Below are 18,463 nucleotides of genomic sequence, written 5' to 3'. Positions count from 1 at the left end.
ACCGGAGATATCGCTCAATGAACGCAATTCACGCGGAAGCAAGCGCATATGAAGGTGCCGTGCGCAAACTGCGCCGAACCTTTATCGCCGTGGCACTGTTCTCGGCGGCAGTGAACATCCTGATGCTCACCGGTCCGATGTTCATGCTGCAGGTCTATGACCGGGTATTGGCAAGCGGCTCGGTGCCTACGTTGCAGGCGTTGTATCTGATTGTGCTGGTGCTGTTTGTCTTCCTCGGCGTTTATGACTTTCTGCGGACACGCCTGATGTCACGCGCATCGTATCGTCTGGATCAGATGGTGGGGAAACCGGCCTATGACATCTGGGTGCGCTCAGCTCTGCAAGAGACGCCAGCGCTGGGGCGACCGCTGAACGATCTGGCGGTTGTACGGGGTTTTCTTCCCAGCCCTTCCATGCTTGGATTCTTTGATCTGCCCTGGATCCCGCTTTATCTGGCTGTCGTCTTTTATATCCATGCCTGGCTTGGATGGTTGACGGTCGCGGGTTTGAGCGTGGTTCTCGTTCTTGCGCTGGCAAATCAGTGGTCAACAAACCGCCATCACGCCAAGGCGATGCAGATGGACGGCACTGAGAGTTTCTTCGTCGAACAAAGCCGGCGTAACGCTGAGGCGATTGTGCCGCTGGGCATGGCGAGCCGTGTGGCCGGAAAATGGGCGGACATGCATCACGATGGATTGGCGACCGGGCAAGTCGGTGGCGATCGTGCCGAGGGTTTTGCAGCGGCCTCAAAAGCGTTCCGAATGTTGTTGCAATCCACCTTACTCGGTCTGGGCGGCTATCTTGCGCTACAGCAGGAGATTTCCGCCGGGATGATCGTTGCGACTTCAATTATTGCAGGACGCGCTTTGGCGCCCGTCGATCAGGTGATCGGCCAGTGGCGTAATGTGGTACGCGCAAGAGAAGCACATAGGCGTTTGAAGACAGCCTTTGCAAGTGTGCCCGCGATGAAGCCCATTATCGACCTGCCTCCAGCAACGGGCCATCTGAAACTGGCAGGTGTCACAAAACTCCCAGGAGACAGGCGCGCAGATCGACCGCCGATACTGGAGAACGTGAGTTTCCGACTGGAGCCGGGAGACGCAGTCGGCGTCATCGGACCAAGTGCCTCGGGCAAAAGCACGTTGGCCCGCATTCTTGTCGGCGCGCTGCTTCCGGATCAGGGAGAAGTTAGGCTGGATGAGGCGACGCTTGACCAGTGGTCAGAAGAAGCGCTGGGACGGCAGATCGGGTATTTGCCACAGAAACTGGAGTTATTGTCTGGCACTATTCGCGACAATATTGCGCGTTTTGACGGCGACGCGCAGGACGAAGACGTCATTGAGGCGGCTCGTATTGCGGGAGTGCACGAGATGATCCTGCAGCTTCCCGATGGCTATGCGACCCAACTTGGGTTCGGTACCGCACCATTGTCCGGCGGGCAGTTGCAACGCATTGGACTTGCGCGCGCGATCTTTGGAAAGCCGCGCTATGTGATCCTCGATGAACCCAACTCGAATCTGGATGCGGCCGGGGATGATGCTCTGTCGCAGGCGATTGTCACGCTTCGTGAACAGGGCAGTACGGTCGTTGTTATGGCACATCGGCCCAGTGCAATTTCTGCGGTCAACAAGGTGCTGGTGCTGCATTCCGGTCGCGTTGCCGAGTTCGGCGACAAAGAAGAAATTCTGCAGAAATCGGTGCGGCCGTCACGGAGCAGACCGACATCAACGATCGAAGGTGTATGAGCGATGATTGCGATGCAGGGGCAGGGGCCCAAGCTTAAGACATCAACGCGCTGGCCGGGCCTGTTAGGGATGGTAGCCGCAGTTACACTTCTGGCTGGCGGAACCTGGTGGGCCCACGCCACCGAAATCAGCGGTGCTGTCATAGCGCAGGGATCGGTTGAAGTTCATGGTCGCCCCAAGGCCGTTCAGCATCTGGATGGCGGGATCATCCACGCACTGCATGTCCGTGATGGGGATCAGATCGAAAAAGGTGACGTGCTTGTCGAGTTGGACGACACGCTACTGAAAGCAAATATGGCGATCTATCGAACGCGGCTGTCAGAGGCTTTGGCGTTAAGAGATCGACTTATTGCCGAGCAATCGGAAATGACCGAGATTTCCTTTTCTGAGATTGATCCTTTGCTGGCCGAAGAAGCGGTTCATGTGCATCAGGCGGGGCAGCAGCAGATATTTCAGGCGCGCATTGATCTGGAGAATGGTCGCAAGGAACAGCTGGCCGAGAAAGTTCGACAATTTGAGAATCAAACGATCGGGGTGAATGGGCTTATCGAAGCCAAGGAACGCCAGCTCAGCTACATCAATGAAGAGATCGAAGCGCAGACAACACTGACCGATAAAGGTCTCGCGCGTGCCAGTCAGCTTCGGTCACTTCAGCGAAATGAGGCCGACCTTCTGGGCCAGATTGCCGAGCATAAATCAGAACTTGCACGAATCCAGAACTCAATCCGTGACACGGAACTAGAACTCCTCCAAGGGCAGCGCCAGACCAAGGAGGAAGTTGTCACGCAGCTTCGGGAAACCACCACTTCAATTCAGGAGCTTCGGCAACAAATCCTGACAACTAGAAAGCAGCTTGACCGGGTTGACATCCGGGCGCCAAACAGTGGTCGGATACACGAGATGCAGTTCAGCACGATTGGTGGCGTTGTCCCACCAGGCGGTTTGATCCTGCAAATCGTACCTTTGAACGAAGGCTTCGTACTGCGCACCCGAATTGATCCAAGTGCAGTTGATCAGGTGTATATCGGGCAACCCGCAAAGGTTCGGTTCCCGGCCTTCAACCAACGAACCACGCCGGAACTTGTCGGGGCTGTTGCAGATGTCTCGGCATCCACATCGATTGATGAGGCCACGGGTCTTTCATTCTATTGGGTGACTGTTTCTGTAGAGGCCGAAGAGTTGGAAAGACTGGGTGATCAGGAACTTATTCCTGGTATGCCCGTGGAATCTTATCTGACCACGTCGGATCGTACGGTTTTGAGCTATCTGTCCAAGCCGTTGTTGGATCAGGTTAATCAGGCGTTTCGGGAAGAGTGAACTACATAAGAATAGTGCCGCATTGTTAAGCTTCTTGATCTTCAATGTGCAATACGCAACAGATAAACAATCTGCTCTCTATCAGGGCTCTGTTGCAAACTTTTGATATTTGACGTCCATAATTGCTTCGAGTGAGTGGCTATCAAAATTTTGAAGTCGAAAGTCGGTTCATGATCTCCTCAAAGGCGCGCAGTATCCGAAGGATGTTATCCTCTTCGCGGTGTTTTTCTACGTTCGATACGGCGTCTCGCACCGTGATCTGGAAGAGATGGTAATCCCCCCATTTTTAGAGAAGCGCGTCAGTAGAATTGTCACTGTACCCTAATTAACCAGAATCTTGTCTGAAATTGTCCTATGAAATCAATGGCGGTTTATACTCTCAATTTTCATATTTTATCGCTAATTACCATACCGTACCCTTAATTGTTGTACCGTCGGAGCTGTGGATGAGTGTCGGCCTATTGGGGCGGGGGATTTGCGTGGCAAATGAGCGTCTTGCGAAACACCGTGCAGGGGTTCTTCGTCCGATCCTGGAGCTTGAGAAGAGAGGTGAGCCGATAAGCGCGGCAACCGGAGAGGCCGCTTGGGAACTGGGCTTGGCGAAAAACCACACATGGTCGCTTTATCGGCGTCTGAGCAACGCCGTTTCCTTAACATGCTCCGGTTCCTCGGCAACGATCAGTTGGCAAGACGTTTGGGCGAACACTACCTGCCGCTATGGGAAGATGATGTGGGGTTCTCTCGCCTGATCCAGACGTTGATCGCGGCGATGGCGCTTGAGCAACGCTCAGGCCTTACGGTGGCGTCGCTTCGGACGATCCTGAAAGTGACCGGCGGCGTCACCTCGCGCATGTTCGTCATGATCAAATCCCTGGCTATCGATGCAATCGAGACCGGAAAAGAGCGGATCACGGACGAAGCGGTTCATGCCTAGCAACCGGTTTGGACGAAACATGCCTGGAACATACCTCGACAACCCGCCGCTGCATTCGGGTGACCGTCAGACCGCTACCGTTTCGAACGCCACGTATGCGTGATGAGCTTCTGTCGAGCTGGATGGGTCGCTTGGCGAAGGTCAATCATTGTTCGGTTGAAGAGCTTTGTGGCTATCTGGGTTTGGGGCAGGGCGGGGAGCCGGAATGCGCAAGCGACCTGCGGACGGCGAACTGGGCCATGCTATGCGGGGCGGTTCCGCGATTCCCGGATACAATGCATCATGACGTGCAATACGTGTCCCGACATGACTTCCAATATTGTCCGGGGTATGTTGCGAAATCACCCGATCTGGTGTTTCGCCATTGGCGCTTAGCATGGTTGATGACCTGCGAAATCTGCGGCCAGGCCCTGGCAGCCAAGTATCCAGTCAAAGATGTATCAGGCGGACTTCATGCTCGCGCTTTGCGCGGCGCGGAAGTTCTGAAGACGGCTGCCGCCACGACCGATCTCGCGCGGTTGTACCGGATCAGTCTGACGCTGCAAGTCATATCGTTGCTGAAGATCGGGCGTCTTTGGTCGCTCACCTCCGGGAACAAGCGCGAAAGGCTACTGCGCTTGCGGCGGTCGGTATCGGCACGACCCGTCCCTTGTTGGATGCCGCCATCATATTGCGAGGAAACGACCGGGCGGCCCGGGAGCTGAGCCGCGTCTTTCCTCAACATCGTCAGGTGATCAAGCGGATCCGTGGATTGTCGCAAGACCTCGATCGACCGCTTACTGGACTGGACGAAACCGGGCATCCAACCGGCCACGAAACACATGGATTGTGCCGCCCGAGAGTGCCGGAGAGCGCTTTGCAGGCCGTTCGTCAGGCCATCTCAGAGCTCGGAGCAGACGCAAATCGTCAAGCGCTTCTGATGCGCGCCGATGCAATCCGGCAGCGCTCAAGTGGGGTCAAGCCATAAGCCAAGGAACCTGTGGATATATTGCAATTAAGGGTACAAAAACGCCCCAGAACGCCGTGAATCCGAAAATTCTGATTAATTAGAGTGCAGTGACAGCTTCAATGGCTGGTTCAGAGATGAACTGCTCAACGGTGAAACTTTCTATAGCCTACGCGAAGTCCAAATTCTGATTGCGCAATTGAGGAGACACTACAACGCAAACGTCCCACAGTGCACTGTGCTATCGACCGCCAGCGCCCGAAAACATCATCCCGATGGATCACAGGTCGATAACCCACATTAATTCAGATCCGACAAAGCAGAAGCGCTAAATCCGACAATGAATCGACCAACGAATCGTTACAAAATACGCCATTGTCTTGTTGCGAAGGGTTGATTGTTCCATGTCGCATTTAACTCGGCATCCGTCTTTGTGTGATCGCCTGTGGTACAGGCAGTCAAAGCGACCGAAACCTCCGCAGTCCCGTCAGGCCGTTCGAAAACCATCCTGTGACGGACGCTTGTCTGTGTCTCAACGCCATCTGAAGTGTCCAGCTTGTGCGTCATGCTGGTTTCATAGCTGAAAACGGTTTCTGTCTGGGCAAAGGTCGTCTTCAGAAGCGGCTGATGCCAGCCCATCTCGATCTTGTCCCCAGCGGTCTGTGTCCAGCGTGACAAAGTGTCAGACGCATGGGTGGAATACCGCTTCTGCACGGGCAGGTCTTGTGCCGGGGGCAATGGTTCAGACAAGTCTTCGGGCTCATGGAGTAGAATAGGCAAACACAGCGTTGCGTGGTTTATCTGTATATCCAAGGCCGGGAACTTCGTATGGATGAGAGGCCAGTAAGATGAAGACAAAACCAGTCGCAAGCTGTGTCCCTTGCGCGCGCGATAGGCCGTCGAATGAAGTCGGATCTTCCCCTTGAATTCGCCTGTTTTCATCGTTGAGGGGGCACGATCTAAATTCTCGTCAAGCGAAAGGTTTCTAACGCCGTAACATACGCGTGCAGCGACCCCTTCTGGATTTACGTCGTTAAGTCTGGCGATAATCTGCCCCGGTTTGTCGCCAGCCTCACCGTACAGAGCCAGTGTAACCGAACCATAGATAATGACGTCTTGGGCCAAAGGAGCCGTTTCGAACACCAATGACCGGGCACCGTCTGAGGTTTGATCAAGAGGCAGCCCACCGGGGCGGCCAAAATACCCTGTGTCCCCGGCGGTTTGCCCAACGGTCGGGTCTGCGGGAATCCGCCATGGCGCAGTGCCGTCGCTGGATTTCAACGTGGACAAGTCCCAATCTTGCATCGCGCTTTCCTGCGAGGCTGGCCCGCTTTGCGCCCATCTCCCGGATCTTTGGGCCAAACTGTTACTCGGTTTATCGAATTCGCGCATCCAGACTCGCAGGCGCGGCCATTCAGGGGTGTCGGGTTGATCCGATTTCAACCAATGATCCCACCACTCCAGCGCCAGCTCTTGAAAGCCGACGGAAGGCCCGGGGCTACCGTGGTCGGGATAATGATGCCCCCACGGACCAACGATTCCCCAGACCAGATCGGGGCGCGCATCAACCAAAGACATGACAGAATTGGAATAGCGATCACTCCACCCGCCGACTGACAGGATCGGAACCGAAAGGTTATCCGCAGTGTGAACTACCGAGCCGTGGCGCCAATAGTCACCACGCCCCTCCTCACGCAGCCAGTTTTCCAAGGGAAATGTCAGGGTGTCGATCCGCTCTTTCCAAAGCGATTTCCAATCCGGCCCGACATTCAACGACGGTGGAGATGCCAGGATAGAGGGCAGCGTTGCTCCCCATTCGAACGTATCCGAAAGAACGCAACCGCCCATATAGTGGATATCATCCTCAAATCTGTCATGCGTGGCGCAGACGGCGATTGTGGCTTTCAAGGGTACAGGCGCATTGGCACTTGCCTGAAGAGATGCGGTACCGCCCCAGGATGTACCGAACATCCCGACCCGACCATTGCACCAGGGTTGTGCAGCTAGCCATTCGATAACCTGTCGTGCATCGTCCAGCTCTGCCGGTGCGTACATATCCGACATGTGCCCCTCGCTGTCCCCCGATCCCCGCATATCGACCCGGATGCAGGCATAGCCGTGGGCAGCAAAATAGGGATGGTTCCGCTCATCCCGCGCGCGGACCATGTCGGTTTTGCGATAGGGAATGTATTCCAGAATGGCTGGAACCGGATGTTGCGCCACCGGGCGCCACAACCGCGCGGCCAGGCGCACGCCGTCGGGCATTTCGATCCACAGATGATCCGTCTCTGACACGTCGAAAGGATAGTCGATCTGATCTGCCATAATGATCCGCTGCGTGCGTTTAGTGTTCACCCCAGTTCTGCAAATCCAGATCGAACTTGCAATAGGTATGCTGTATTCGATCTAAAATAGAATTTGACTTTAAAATTCTAGTCTGATTTCAATTTTGACAGAGTTTAGCCGCTCAAGTCATTTTTCGGAGAGCCGTATGCCATCTGACAACGTCGTCGCTTTGCCATCCGCAATATCCTCGCTGGGCAGTGAGGTTCGGCAGCTGCGCAAAGCCCGCCAGCTCACGCTCAAACAGCTGAGCGAAGAGGCGGGTATCTCGCTCAGCCACGTGTCGGCGATCGAGCGCGGGGTCTCCAAGCCTTCGGTCGATGTATTGCAGGCCATCGCCAGCGCGCTCAGCGTCACGCCGGATTGGTTCTTTGCCCGCCGGGCCGGGGCCGGCCCAATGGAACAAGCCTTTGTTGTGCGCGCCCAAAACCGTCGTGCACTCAATACGCTCTACGGACAGGACGCGGCTGAGCTGGGCTATACCGATCACCTGCTGTCCAGCTCGATCGGCGGGCAGTTTTATATGGGCATGGCGGTCTATGCGCCGCACTCTGAACGCCCCGAAGATCCCTTGCAAAAGCACGAAGGCGAAGAGCACGGGCTGGTTCTGGAGGGCGAGCTGGAAATGCAGATCGGGGATGAGTTCATCACCCTGCGCACTGGTGACAGCTACAGCTTTGACGCGCGCATCCCGCATCATGCCCGCAATCGGACGGATCAAGTGTGCCGGCTGATCTGGGCGGTCTCACCGGTCGTCATTCCCAAGGATGTCGTTGCACCTCAGGCGTCTGACCGGGAAACCTCGCCATGAGCCGCGACGCCCTGTTGCAACCCTATCAACTGAAGCACCTGGCCCTGAAAAACAGGATCATGACCACCAGTCATGAGCCCGCCTACCCAGAAGACGGAATGCCCAAAGAACGCTATCGCGCCTATCACGAAATGCGTGCAAAAGCGGGCGTTGCGATGACAATGACTGCGGGTTCGGCCACCGTCAGCCGTGACAGTCCGCCGGTGTTCAACAATATCCTCGCCTACAAGGATGAGGTCGTGCGCTGGATGGGCGAACTGACCGACGCCTGCCACACCCATGACTGCGCGGTGATGATCCAGCTGACCCATCTCGGGCGGCGTACAGGTTGGAACAAAGGTGACTGGTTGCCCTCTTTGTCGCCCTCGCATTATCGCGAACCGGCACATCGGGCCTTTCCGAAGAAAATGGAAGACTTCGATATCGAGCGGATCGTGACCGACTATGCCGATGCGGCTGAACGCATGCAAGCCGCCGGATTGGACGGGATCGAGTTGCAGGCCTACGGGCATCTGCTGGACCAGTTCTGGTCGCCGCTGACCAACACGATGGACGCGCCATTCGGCGGGGACTTCGACAACCGGCTGCGCTTTGGCTTCATGGTGCTGGATGCGATCCGCGACCGCGTGGGGCCAGAGTTTATCGTCGGTGTCCGCTATACCGCGGATGAGATCCAAAAGGGCGGCATCAGCGAGGAAGAAGGGCCCGAGATCGCGCGCAGGCTGCGTGACAGCGGCCAGGTCGATTTCCTGAATGTCATTCGCGGACGCATTCACACAGACCCAGCGATGACGGACGTGATCCCGGTGCAGGGCATGAAAAGTGCGCCGCATCTGGATTTTGCCGGGCGGGTGCGGGCAGAGATCGGGATGCCGACCTTTCACGCCGCGCGCATCCCTGATGTGGCGACTGCGCGACATGCAGTGGCCTCGGGTCTGTTAGACATGGTCGGGATGACCCGCGCGCACATGGCCGACCCTATGATTGTGTCCAAGATCCAGACCGGACAGGAAGATAACATTCGGCCCTGCGTCGGCGCCACCTACTGCCTCGACCGCATCTATCAGGCGGGTGAAGCGCTTTGCATTCACAACGCCGCCACGGGACGTGAATTGTCGATGCCACATGTCATCCCCGCCGCTAAAATACCCCGCCGCGCTGTAATCGTCGGCGCAGGCCCCGGCGGGCTGGAGGCGGCGCGCGTTGCTGCCGAACGTGGCCATGATGTCACCGTTCTGGAGGCTGCCCCCGAGCCCGGCGGGCAAGTTCGCCTGACCGCGCAATCCAAGCGCCGCGCCGAGATGATCGGGATTATCGATTGGCGCATAGCGCAATGTGCTGCGCGAGATGTTCAATTTCAGTTCAACACTTATGTCGAAGCCAGTGACGTGACCGCGCTGTCACCGGATATGGTCGTGATTGCGACCGGGGGCCTGCCGGACGCAACGATCCTAGATTCGGGCAATGAACTGGCGGTATCCGCCTGGGATATCCTGTCCGGCGACGTGCAGCCGGGTGAGAACGTACTGATCTTTGACGATGCAGGCGATCACCCGGCCCTGATGGCCGCCGAGGTCATCGCCGCCTCTGGCGCACGGGTCGAAGTCATGACTCGTGATCGTAGCTTTGCGCCCGAAGTTATGGCGATGAATCTGGTGCCCTATATGCGCTCGTTGCAGAAAACCGGGGCCGTGTTCACTGTCACCCGAACTCTGCAATCGATCGAAAAATCAGGCAATCATCTGCAAGCCCATATCGGCACCGACTATTCTGAACTTATCGAAAAAAGAGAATATGATCAGGTGGTTATCAATCAGGGCACGCGGCCTCTGGACGATCTCTACTTTGATCTCAAACCTCTGTCGCGTAATCGCGGAGCGGTTGATCAGGGTGTGCTTGTCTCCGGCGTAGGCGATCTGTTTCCGCAAACCAATCCCAGTGCCGGATTTGGCCTATATCGCATCGGTGACGCTGTATCGGCACGCAACATTCACGCAGCAATCTACGACGCGCTGCGCATGGGCGTCCGATGGTAGCAAGCGCAGGGAGGCATCACCAATACAAGAAAAATAGATAATTTTTCTTGCGAAAAAGAAAAACCAACGTAGCATTTCCAAAACACCAGCGAGCGTAAGGAGGATTCGTGAGCCAGGGCACATCGAAAAAATACACCCGCACGGCCAGCGAAGAGGGTCTTGCAGCTTTCGGTGCTGAGGTGCGTCAGCTGCGCAAAGCCCGCCAGATGACATTGGCCGAGCTTGCAAACAGCAGCGGTGTTTCGATCAGCCACCTCAGCGCGATCGAGCGCGGCACCGTCAGCGCCTCGCTCAACAAGATTTCACGCATTGCCGCTGCCCTTGGTGTTCCCGAGGAATGGTTTTTCAACCATCGCCCCGGCTCTGGGCCGCTGGAGCGCGCCTATGTCGTGCGTCAATCCAACCGTCGAAACCTGAACCTTCTGTACGACGAACCCATCGCGCAGTCGGGCTATGCGGATCAGTTGCTATCCAGTTCAATTGGCGGTGGGTTCTGTTTGGGCGTCTCAGATTACCGCCCCTATTCCGAACAGGTCGTAGACCAGTACTTCTCGCGCGATGGCGAGATGCATGGTGTCATTCTGGACGGTGAACTGGAACTGGTTCTTGAGGACGAAACCGTCACCTTGCGCAATGGGGACAGTTTCAGCTTTCCTGGAGAAATTCTGCACGTCCTGCGTAACGTAACCGATCAACCCGCGCGCATGATCTGGGTGAACTCACCCGTCATCATCCCAAGATTCTCAGCCCTTGGTGCTGCAGAGCAACTGCCACAGTCACACAAGAAAAAGAACGGATAACGCCTGCTGGCACCTGAAGTCGCGGGCGCCTGCCCGCAAGCAACCAAACCGGGCAGATGCCTGGATACGAAGACAAACAGGGAGTAAGCAAATGAGTTCGATTTTCAAAGGGGACGTTTCCCGACGCTCCGTTCTGGCCGGTGCTGGTGCATTGGGTGCGGCCAGCCTCGCATTTCCGCATATGGCTGTCAGTGCCGATGGCTCGGTCCTGACAATCCGGTCTTATAGCGATTTGCAAGTGCTTGACCCAGCCTTCTGGCTAGCGCTGCCCGAGGCCGACATCATGCGGTCGATCTATGCCCCGCTGGTGTCCAACCAACAGGGCGACGAGTGGAACTGGCGGCCCATTGCTGTTGAAAACATCGAACAGCTGGACGACCTGACCATTGCATTCAAACTGCGCGACAATATCGGGTTTACCGATGGCTTCGGCCAGATGACCGCCGATGATGTGAAATTCTCGATTGAGCGTATCGCAGACCCGGCCAATGAAAGCCCCTATGCTGGCGATTGGAGCGCTTTGAAGGAGGTTGAAGTCAAAGACAATCTCTCGGGTCTGATCCACCTGAAAAACAAGTTCGTGCCACTGTGGACGACGACACTGCCGACGCCCGCCTCTTGCATCGTTTCACGCAAAGCAGTCGAAGAAATAGGCGGCAAGATCGGGTCTGAGCCGGTGGCGCAATCTGGCCAGTACATTCTGACAGAATGGGTCCCCAAACAGAAAACTGTTCTGAAGCGGAACCCGGACTGGGCCTATGAGCCCGGAGGGTACGAAGAAATTCACATCCTGCCCATCGAGGACCCCTCGACCGCCGAACTGGGTTTTGAAGCGGGCGACCTGGATTACACTTGGACGTCGGTATCCTCGCTGCCGCGGCTCAAGGAAAACCCGCCCGCCGGGTCTGTAGTCGAAGAAAAACCCTCGCTGGCCTATGTCTGGCTGGGCATGAACCACGACAACGAAGCGTTAAAAGACGTTCGTATCCGCCGTGCCATCCAGCACGCGATTGACCGTCAGACCGTGGTCGATGCGGCCTATTTCGGAGCCGCCGCCGTGGGCAACGGCATCATCGCACCGGGTCTGCCGGGTAGCCGGGACAGCGTGACCTATGACTATGACCCAGACAAGGCGCGAGAGTTGCTGGCCGAAGCGGGTGCCGAAGGCATGACTGTGACTCTGGACATCCTTAACCAGTCAGAACGTCTGACTGCGGCGCAGGTCATTCAGGCCAATCTGGCTGATGTCGGCATCACCTGCGAGATCAAGCAGAATGACAGTGGTACATTCTGGACGCTGGGCTCGAAGGATGGCGACTATTTCATGAACCTTCAGCTGGTTCTCAGCCGGTTCTCGATGAACCCCGACCCAAGCTGGGCGACCGTCTGGTTCACACCGGAACAGGTTGGCGTCTGGAACTGGGAGCGCTTCAACAACGAGGAATACAAGGCGCTGCACGAAGAGGGTCTGGTCGAAAGCGATCCGGCCAAGCGCGATGAGATCTACAAGAAGATGCAGGGTCTCATGGACGAAAGCGGCTGCTATGTCTTCCTGACGCATGAGGTTGTTGGTCTGATCCACAAGGATACGGTCAACCCGGGCCTCAAACCGAATGGCGAGCCGCTGCTGCCGCTGTTCAAACCCGCCTGATCCACGCAAACGGGCGGCGCACAGCCGCCCGCATGGCCTTTTGGGGGGTGCGTATGCTGAGCTATTTTATCAAACGGCTTGGGCTGGCCGCTGCGATCGTGTCGGTCGCCATGTTCCTGCTGTTCTGCATGATCTACCTGATCCCCGGCGACCCAGCCTCGGTCGCGCTAGGGCCTCGGGCAACCGAGGAAATGCGCGCTGCCCTGCGCGAGAAAATGGGGTTGAACCAGCCGGTTCTGGTTCAGTTCTGGAACTTCTACATCGGGGCATGGACAGGTGATCTGGGCGATGAGGTTCTGTCAGGCCGCCCCGTCACCACGGTCGTGCTCGAGCAACTGCCCTACACTCTGGCCCTGATCGTCGGCGGAATCACGTGGTCAGTGGCTCTTGGCATTCCGCTGGGCTGCTGGGCGGCGGTCAGCCGCGGCAGCTGGGCTGATCGGGTTGTCGGTATCCTGTCCGTGGCCGTGATTGCAGTGCCGTCCTTTGTCATCGCGATTTATGCCCTGCTGATCTTTGCGGTTGAACTGCGCTGGCTGCCTGCCATCGGTGCGGGCGAGCCCGGTAATCTTGGCGATCAGCTCACGCATCTGATCCTGCCTTCGCTGGCGGTTGGTCTGGGCTGGGTCGGCTATATCGCCCGCATGGTGCGTGCCTCGATGCTCGAAGTGCTTGAGGCCAGCCATATCCGCACTGCGCGCGCCTTTGGGCTGCCGGATCGGACGATCACCTATCGCTATGCCTTGTCGATCGCGATCCTGCCTACGGTCACTTTGTTGGGCGTGGGTATTGGTCAGATGTTGTCCTCGGCTGTGTTTGCCGAGATCGTCTTTGCCCGCCCCGGCGTTGGCAAGCTTGTCTATGACGCCATCCTGACCCGCAACTTCCCCATCGTGACAGGCACCGTTCTGATCACCACCGTCCTGTTCGTTCTCCTCAACCTTTTGGCAGACCTCATCATCGGAGCTTTGGATCCCCGTGTCAGAAGCAGTTTCTAACCCCGCCCCCGGGCGCATGGCCGAGCTGTGGCGCCCAATCCGTAAAATTCTGCGAGAGCCTCTGGGCGCTTTGGGATTGTTCCTTGTGCTGTTCGTGATCTTTGGCGCCGTCTTTGCCGATCTGCTCACCAGCTGGGACCCGACCAAGATCAACCCGCGTGACCGATTCCAAGGCCCAAGTACACAGCATCTGATGGGCACAGATCAACTGGGCCGAGACCTGTTTGCACGTGTGCTGCATGGCGGACGGATCGCGTTGTTTGTAGCTCTGGTCTCGACCGCCGTGTCGCTGGTGATCGGTATCGTGCTGGGCCTGATTGCGGGCTACGGGCCGCGTTGGCTGGACAACCTGATGATCCTGCTGTTCGACGCGATGAAGAGCTTTCCTACCGTCATGCTGGCCCTTGCGCTGGTGACGCTGATGGGGCCGTCGCTGACTGCAGTGATGGTCGTCGTGGTTCTCGTAACTGTGCCCGGTTATGCGCGGATCATCCGTACCCAGACCATTGCTTTAAAAACCTCGGAATACGTCACCGCTGCGCAAAGCATGGGTGCGTCCTCGGCGCGTATCCTGCGGGTGCACATTCTGCCAAACGTGATCGGCCCGCTGGTTATTCTCGCGTCGATGGACATCCCTGTCGTCATCGGCATCGAAGCGGGGATGAGCTTTTTGGGCCTTGGTGTGCGCCCTCCGACCCCAAGCTGGGGGTCGATTCTGAATGACGGGTTCACCAATATCCGCGATACCGCCTGGATCGCGATTGCGGGCGGTGTTCCAATCATCATCACAACGCTGGGCTTTACCTTCCTGGGCGAGACGCTGCGGGATGTGTTTGATCCCCGGCTGAAAGGACGCTGATGACCACGCTGCGCATAGACAATCTGAACGTCACCTTCTCAACCGAGGCCGGGCCCCTGCACGCCTTGAAAAACGTCAGCTTCGATGTGCCCGAAAACCGGATCGTTGGCATCGTGGGCGAATCCGGCTGCGGGAAGTCCACGCTGATTAACGCCATTCTGGGGCTACTGGCTGACAATGGCAGCGTCGACGGCGGATCGATCCTGTTTGAGGGTCAGGATGAACTGACCACTTTGCCCCCGTCACGTATGCGAGATTTGCGTGGCCCGCGTATCGCCACCGTGTTTCAAGACCCGATGGGTGCGCTGAACCCTGTGATCTCGGTCGGCAAGCAGATGCTGAACATTCAGTATCGCTCGCCCCTGTCCAAAGAAGAAAAACTGAACCGCGCGGTCGAAATGCTCGAACTGGTGCGCATCCCCGATGCCCGCGCTGCACTGGTGCGCTATCCGCACCAGTTCTCGGGTGGGATGAAACAACGTATCGCTATCGCCATGGCCCTGATGATGGAGCCTGCCCTGCTGATCGCGGACGAACCCACAACAGCGCTGGATGCGACGCTTGAGGTGACGACGATCGAGCTGCTGAAAGACCTGCAGCAAAAAATCGGCTGTTCGGTCATGTTCATTTCGCACCATCTGGGTGTCATCGCCGAATTGTGTGATGACGTGGTGGTCATGTATGCGGGCGAAGTCGTGGAGCGCGGCACCGTCCGGCAGATTTTCCAGGACCCGCGCCACCCCTACACGGCGCGGCTGCTGGAATGCGATCCGGCACGGCAAAGCGAACGCACCCGGAATCTGCCGACGATCCCCGGGGAAATCCCCGATCTGCGTGCGCGGCCCACCGGCTGTATTTTTGCCAACCGCTGCGACCGCGTGAGTGATGCGTGCTCGGCACCACCACCCGATAAGGATATCGGAGGTGGCCATATCGCCCGCTGCTTTGTCGCAGACACCCCTGCAGAAACCGGGGTGACGGCATGAGTAGCGATCCCATTCTCAAGGTCGAAGATGTTCAGGTCTCATTTCCGGTCGGGGGGCTGGGACGTAAAAACGCAATCCTTGGCGTGGCCGGGGTCAGCTTTGAGGTCAATCGGGGCGAAACCTTTGCCCTCGTCGGTGAAAGCGGTTCTGGCAAAACGACACTGGCTCGCGCAGCGAACGGCCTGCAAGAGATCAGCGCCGGAGCGATTACGTTTGAGGATCAGCGCATCGACACGTTGGATCGCAAGGCGATGAAGCCGGTGCGCAAACGCATGTCGATGATGTTTCAGGACCCCGTGGGATCTCTCTCGCCTCGTATGACCGTCGGCGATCTGGTGACTGAACCGTTTCGCATCCACGGGATCGAAGGCCGCAATCTGCGCGAGGAAGCCGCGCGACTTCTGACCTTGGTGGGTTTGCCGACAAGTTTCGCCTCGCGCTTTCCACATCAGTTGTCCGGTGGCCAGGCCCGTCGGGTCGGCGTGGCGCGGGCCATTGCGCTAGACCCGGCATTGATCATCGCGGACGAACCCACGGCTGGTCTGGATGTGTCGGTGCAGGGCGAAGTCCTGAACCTGTTGAATGATCTGCGTGAACGGCTGGGCTTGGCGATGGTGATCATCACGCACAACCTGCACGTGGTGCACCATGTGGCGGATCGAACCGCGGTGATGTATTTAGGCCGTTTTGTCGAGGCCGGCGACACCGAAGAGGTCTTCAGCGCCCCGCAACACCCCTATACGGCGGCGCTTCTGTCGGCCAACCCCGAGCCAGATCCGGACAAAACCCATGACCGGATCACGCTCCCAGCCGAAGTCCCCTCCTTGTTGGCCCGCCCCGCGGGCTGTGAGTTCCACACACGTTGCCCCTGGGCGCAATCGCGATGCAGTATGGATGCGCCTGAACGGCAGGTCACAAACGGGCGTGCAGTTGCCTGTCATTTCCCCCTCGAACCCGGCGCTCGCCCGCCGGAAATAGTAGAGAAGGCCGCATCATGAGTGACATTGAGGTCCTTGAAACCGTTTGGATACCCATGCCCGACGGGACAAAACTCGCGGCGCGGCTCTGGCTGCCTTCGTCTGCCAGAACCTCACCGCTGCCCTGTATTCTGGAATACATCCCTTACCGGCGTCGGGATCGCACACGTATGCGTGACGAGAGCATACACCCGTATTTTGCGGCTGCGGGATACGCATCGATCCGCGTGGACATTCGCGGGTATGGCGACAGTGAGGGCGTGGTCGAGGACGAATACTCGCATCAGGAAATTCAGGACGGCCATGACATCATTCAATGGATTGCCGCTCAGGAGTGGTGCGATGGAAATGTCGGCATGTTCGGCAAAAGCTGGGGGGCCTACAACGCGTTCCAGGTCGCGGCGACGCGACCTCCGGCGCTGAAAGCCATTGCCCCGGTGATGGGCACGGATGATCGGTGGCGTGAGGACATTCATTTTTACGGCGGCTGTCTGGCCAATGACAATTTCTGGTGGGGCTCGATCATGCAGCTTTATAATGCGATGCCACCCGACCCCGAGATTGTCGGCTCCGATCGCTGGATCGACATGTGGCGGGAGCGGCTGACAGGCGCGAAATTCTGGCCTGCTATGTGGCTGGAACATCAGACACATGATGAGATGTGGCGGCGCGGATCGATCTGCGAGAACTACGCGGATGTTGAGGTTCCGGTGTATTTCTTCGGCGGTTGGATGGACCTGTATCGTGACACGCCCTTCCGGATTGCCGAACATCTCAAAGGCCCCGTTAAAATTCTGATGGGACCTTGGGCACATCTTTATCCGCATGAAGGCATCCCCGGACCAAAAGCCGATTTTGTCGGAGAGGTGATCCGGTTTTGGGATCATTGGCTGAAGGGGAAAGACACCGGCCTGATGGATGAACCCCCGTTGCGGTTTTTCATGCAAGACAGCGCGGCCCCTTCGGGTACCCATCTGCAGCGCACAGGATGCTGGGTCGAAGAATCCTCTTGGCCATCGCCCAATATCTTCGAGCAGACGTTCTGGCTAAATGACCGGACGTTGGGCGAAACGGCACAGGCCGGGGCCGCGTTGTCGATCTGCTCGCCGCAGACGTTCGGAGCCGCTGCGGGCGATATGTGCTCGTTCGCGATCCCCGGAGATATGGCTTTGGATTGCAGGATCGACGCGGGTGGCGGTTTGCAGTTCAAGGGGGCGCCCCTGAACGAACCGCTGGACCTGCTGGGACAGCCTCGCGTTGACCTAACGGTGTCCGCTGACCAGCCACAGGGGTTTGTCGCAGCGCTACTGGTGGATGAGGCCCCGGACGGCGCGCAAACGCTGATTGCGCGAGGGTTTTGCAACCTCAACCACCGTGAGAGCGACACCCAACCCACACCGATCACGCCCGGCGAAGACATGACCGTTTCGATTCCCCTGTACGGAACCGGATACCGGGTGTCGGTGGGCCATCGGGTCACGCTGCAAATCGCCTCGGCTTATTGGCCGGTTCTTTGGCCATCTCCGCAGCCCGTGACGCTTACGATCCGGCCCGGTGCGTCCCGGCTGACTCTGCCGGTCAGAACCCAGCCTGAAGGCAACGCTGAACCGCGCCCGCTGCCGGTACCGGCTCCCCCAGCCGATGCCTCGAGAAAAACCCGTGTTCGCGAAGGGTCAATGGAACGCTCGGTCCACACCGACCTGACGAATGGCGAGATGACCCACCGGTTCTTTCTGGATGGCGGCGTGTTTGGACCGGTGGGCGATTTCCGTCTTGATGACATCGGAACAGTACTGAGCGACGTGTCGGACCGGCGCTACACGATCCACCCCAGCGATCCCTTGTCCGCCGTCGCCACCATGGAGCAAACGGCCGGTTTCGACCGCGACGACTGGTCCGCGAAAATCTGGACCTATTCCGAGCAACGGGCGACAGCGACCGAGTTCCACCTGACCTCACGCCTCAAGGCTTGGTCGGGCGAAGAGCTTATTTTCGAAGAAGAAGAGACACACATCATTCCCCGCAACGGCATGTAACATATCCTTGCGGCCACAGGAGCC

Annotated in this window: 14 protein-coding genes and 1 pseudogene; 14 read left to right on the top strand and 1 reads right to left on the bottom strand. The window is 57.7% G+C overall.

What is annotated here, in order from left to right; all coding sequences use genetic code 11:
- Positions 1–17 precede the first annotated feature (17 nt).
- From RA27_RS09145 to RA27_RS23570, 5 genes and pseudogenes are all read left to right on the top strand, one after another.
- The gene (locus RA27_RS09145) at positions 18–1,745 is read left to right on the top strand and encodes a type I secretion system permease/ATPase (protein WP_052265234.1); all 1,728 of its coding nucleotides are present in this window, start codon (positions 18–20) and stop codon (positions 1,743–1,745) included.
- 3 nt (positions 1,746–1,748) lie between these two features.
- Positions 1,749–3,062: an HlyD family type I secretion periplasmic adaptor subunit gene (locus tag RA27_RS09140; RefSeq protein ID WP_039537515.1), complete on the top strand. Its 1,314-nt coding sequence runs from the start codon at positions 1,749–1,751 to the stop codon at positions 3,060–3,062.
- Between the two features lie 583 nt (positions 3,063–3,645).
- Positions 3,646–3,996 carry a hypothetical protein gene (locus RA27_RS09135; RefSeq protein WP_193746490.1) on the top strand — a complete coding sequence of 117 codons (351 nt, stop codon included), beginning with the start codon at positions 3,646–3,648 and terminating at the stop codon, positions 3,994–3,996.
- Between the two features lie 59 nt (positions 3,997–4,055).
- Positions 4,056–4,700, top strand: a complete 645-nt coding sequence (locus RA27_RS09130; RefSeq protein ID WP_343294155.1) for a TniQ family protein — start codon at positions 4,056–4,058, stop codon at positions 4,698–4,700.
- Between the two features lie 354 nt (positions 4,701–5,054).
- A pseudogene (locus RA27_RS23570) lies at positions 5,055–5,274 on the top strand (integrase core domain-containing protein); the annotation flags it as partial.
- A 28-nt stretch (positions 5,275–5,302) separates the two neighbouring features.
- Here the strand turns inward: RA27_RS23570 and RA27_RS09125 are convergent.
- Positions 5,303–7,267: a CocE/NonD family hydrolase gene (locus RA27_RS09125; protein ID WP_052265232.1), complete on the bottom strand. Its 1,965-nt coding sequence runs from the start codon at positions 7,265–7,267 to the stop codon at positions 5,303–5,305.
- Between the two features lie 166 nt (positions 7,268–7,433).
- On the opposite strand from RA27_RS09125, the gene RA27_RS09120 reads away from it, so the two are divergent.
- From RA27_RS09120 to RA27_RS09080, 9 genes are all read left to right on the top strand, one after another.
- The gene (locus tag RA27_RS09120; protein ID WP_052265231.1) at positions 7,434–8,096 is read left to right on the top strand and encodes a helix-turn-helix domain-containing protein; all 663 of its coding nucleotides are present in this window, start codon (positions 7,434–7,436) and stop codon (positions 8,094–8,096) included.
- The gene (locus RA27_RS09115) at positions 8,093–10,132 is read left to right on the top strand and encodes an NADH:flavin oxidoreductase (RefSeq protein WP_039537510.1); all 2,040 of its coding nucleotides are present in this window, start codon (positions 8,093–8,095) and stop codon (positions 10,130–10,132) included. Before RA27_RS09120 ends, RA27_RS09115 begins: the two co-directional genes overlap by 4 nt.
- 107 nt (positions 10,133–10,239) lie before the next feature.
- Complete coding sequence (locus RA27_RS09110; RefSeq protein ID WP_052265230.1) at positions 10,240–10,932, top strand: XRE family transcriptional regulator; 693 nt, start codon at positions 10,240–10,242, stop codon at positions 10,930–10,932.
- A gap of 91 nt (positions 10,933–11,023) precedes the next feature.
- Positions 11,024–12,583: an ABC transporter substrate-binding protein gene (locus RA27_RS09105; RefSeq protein WP_039537507.1), complete on the top strand. Its 1,560-nt coding sequence runs from the start codon at positions 11,024–11,026 to the stop codon at positions 12,581–12,583.
- Positions 12,584–12,636: 53 nt separating this feature from the next.
- Complete coding sequence (locus tag RA27_RS09100) at positions 12,637–13,581, top strand: ABC transporter permease (RefSeq protein WP_039538101.1); 945 nt, start codon at positions 12,637–12,639, stop codon at positions 13,579–13,581.
- Entirely contained in the window at positions 13,562–14,440 is an 879-nt protein-coding gene (locus RA27_RS09095) for an ABC transporter permease (protein ID WP_241484037.1), read from the top strand. The genes RA27_RS09100 and RA27_RS09095 overlap by 20 nt, the downstream gene beginning before the upstream one ends.
- Entirely contained in the window at positions 14,440–15,426 is a 987-nt protein-coding gene (locus tag RA27_RS09090; RefSeq protein WP_039537501.1) for an ABC transporter ATP-binding protein, read from the top strand. Before RA27_RS09095 ends, RA27_RS09090 begins: the two co-directional genes overlap by 1 nt.
- Positions 15,423–16,424: an ABC transporter ATP-binding protein gene (locus RA27_RS09085; RefSeq protein WP_039537499.1), complete on the top strand. Its 1,002-nt coding sequence runs from the start codon at positions 15,423–15,425 to the stop codon at positions 16,422–16,424. The genes RA27_RS09090 and RA27_RS09085 overlap by 4 nt, the downstream gene beginning before the upstream one ends.
- On the top strand, positions 16,421–18,439 hold the full coding sequence (locus RA27_RS09080; protein WP_039537496.1) for a CocE/NonD family hydrolase: 2,019 nt from the start codon (positions 16,421–16,423) through the stop codon (positions 18,437–18,439). The genes RA27_RS09085 and RA27_RS09080 overlap by 4 nt, the downstream gene beginning before the upstream one ends.
- Positions 18,440–18,463: the final 24 nt, after the last annotated feature.

Origin of the sequence: Ruegeria sp. ANG-R, from assembly GCF_000813985.1 — a bacterium.
Classification (GTDB): domain Bacteria; phylum Pseudomonadota; class Alphaproteobacteria; order Rhodobacterales; family Rhodobacteraceae; genus Ruegeria.
The sequence above is the reverse complement of the archived record's forward strand: the minus strand, read 5'-3'. Positions and strand labels throughout refer to the sequence as shown.

Coding starts and splice junctions, on each gene's coding strand:
- RA27_RS09105 (WP_039537507.1), top strand. CDS start 11,024: ATGAGTTCGATTTTCAAAGGGGACGTTTCCCGACGCTCCGTTCTGGCC.
- RA27_RS09085 (WP_039537499.1), top strand. CDS start 15,423: ATGAGTAGCGATCCCATTCTCAAGGTCGAAGATGTTCAGGTCTCATTT.
- RA27_RS09090 (WP_039537501.1), top strand. CDS start 14,440: ATGACCACGCTGCGCATAGACAATCTGAACGTCACCTTCTCAACCGAG.
- RA27_RS09125 (WP_052265232.1), bottom strand. CDS start 7,267: ATGGCAGATCAGATCGACTATCCTTTCGACGTGTCAGAGACGGATCAT.
- RA27_RS09140 (WP_039537515.1), top strand. CDS start 1,749: ATGATTGCGATGCAGGGGCAGGGGCCCAAGCTTAAGACATCAACGCGC.
- RA27_RS09145 (WP_052265234.1), top strand. CDS start 18: ATGAACGCAATTCACGCGGAAGCAAGCGCATATGAAGGTGCCGTGCGC.
- RA27_RS09100 (WP_039538101.1), top strand. CDS start 12,637: ATGCTGAGCTATTTTATCAAACGGCTTGGGCTGGCCGCTGCGATCGTG.
- RA27_RS09080 (WP_039537496.1), top strand. CDS start 16,421: ATGAGTGACATTGAGGTCCTTGAAACCGTTTGGATACCCATGCCCGAC.
- RA27_RS09120 (WP_052265231.1), top strand. CDS start 7,434: ATGCCATCTGACAACGTCGTCGCTTTGCCATCCGCAATATCCTCGCTG.
- RA27_RS09115 (WP_039537510.1), top strand. CDS start 8,093: ATGAGCCGCGACGCCCTGTTGCAACCCTATCAACTGAAGCACCTGGCC.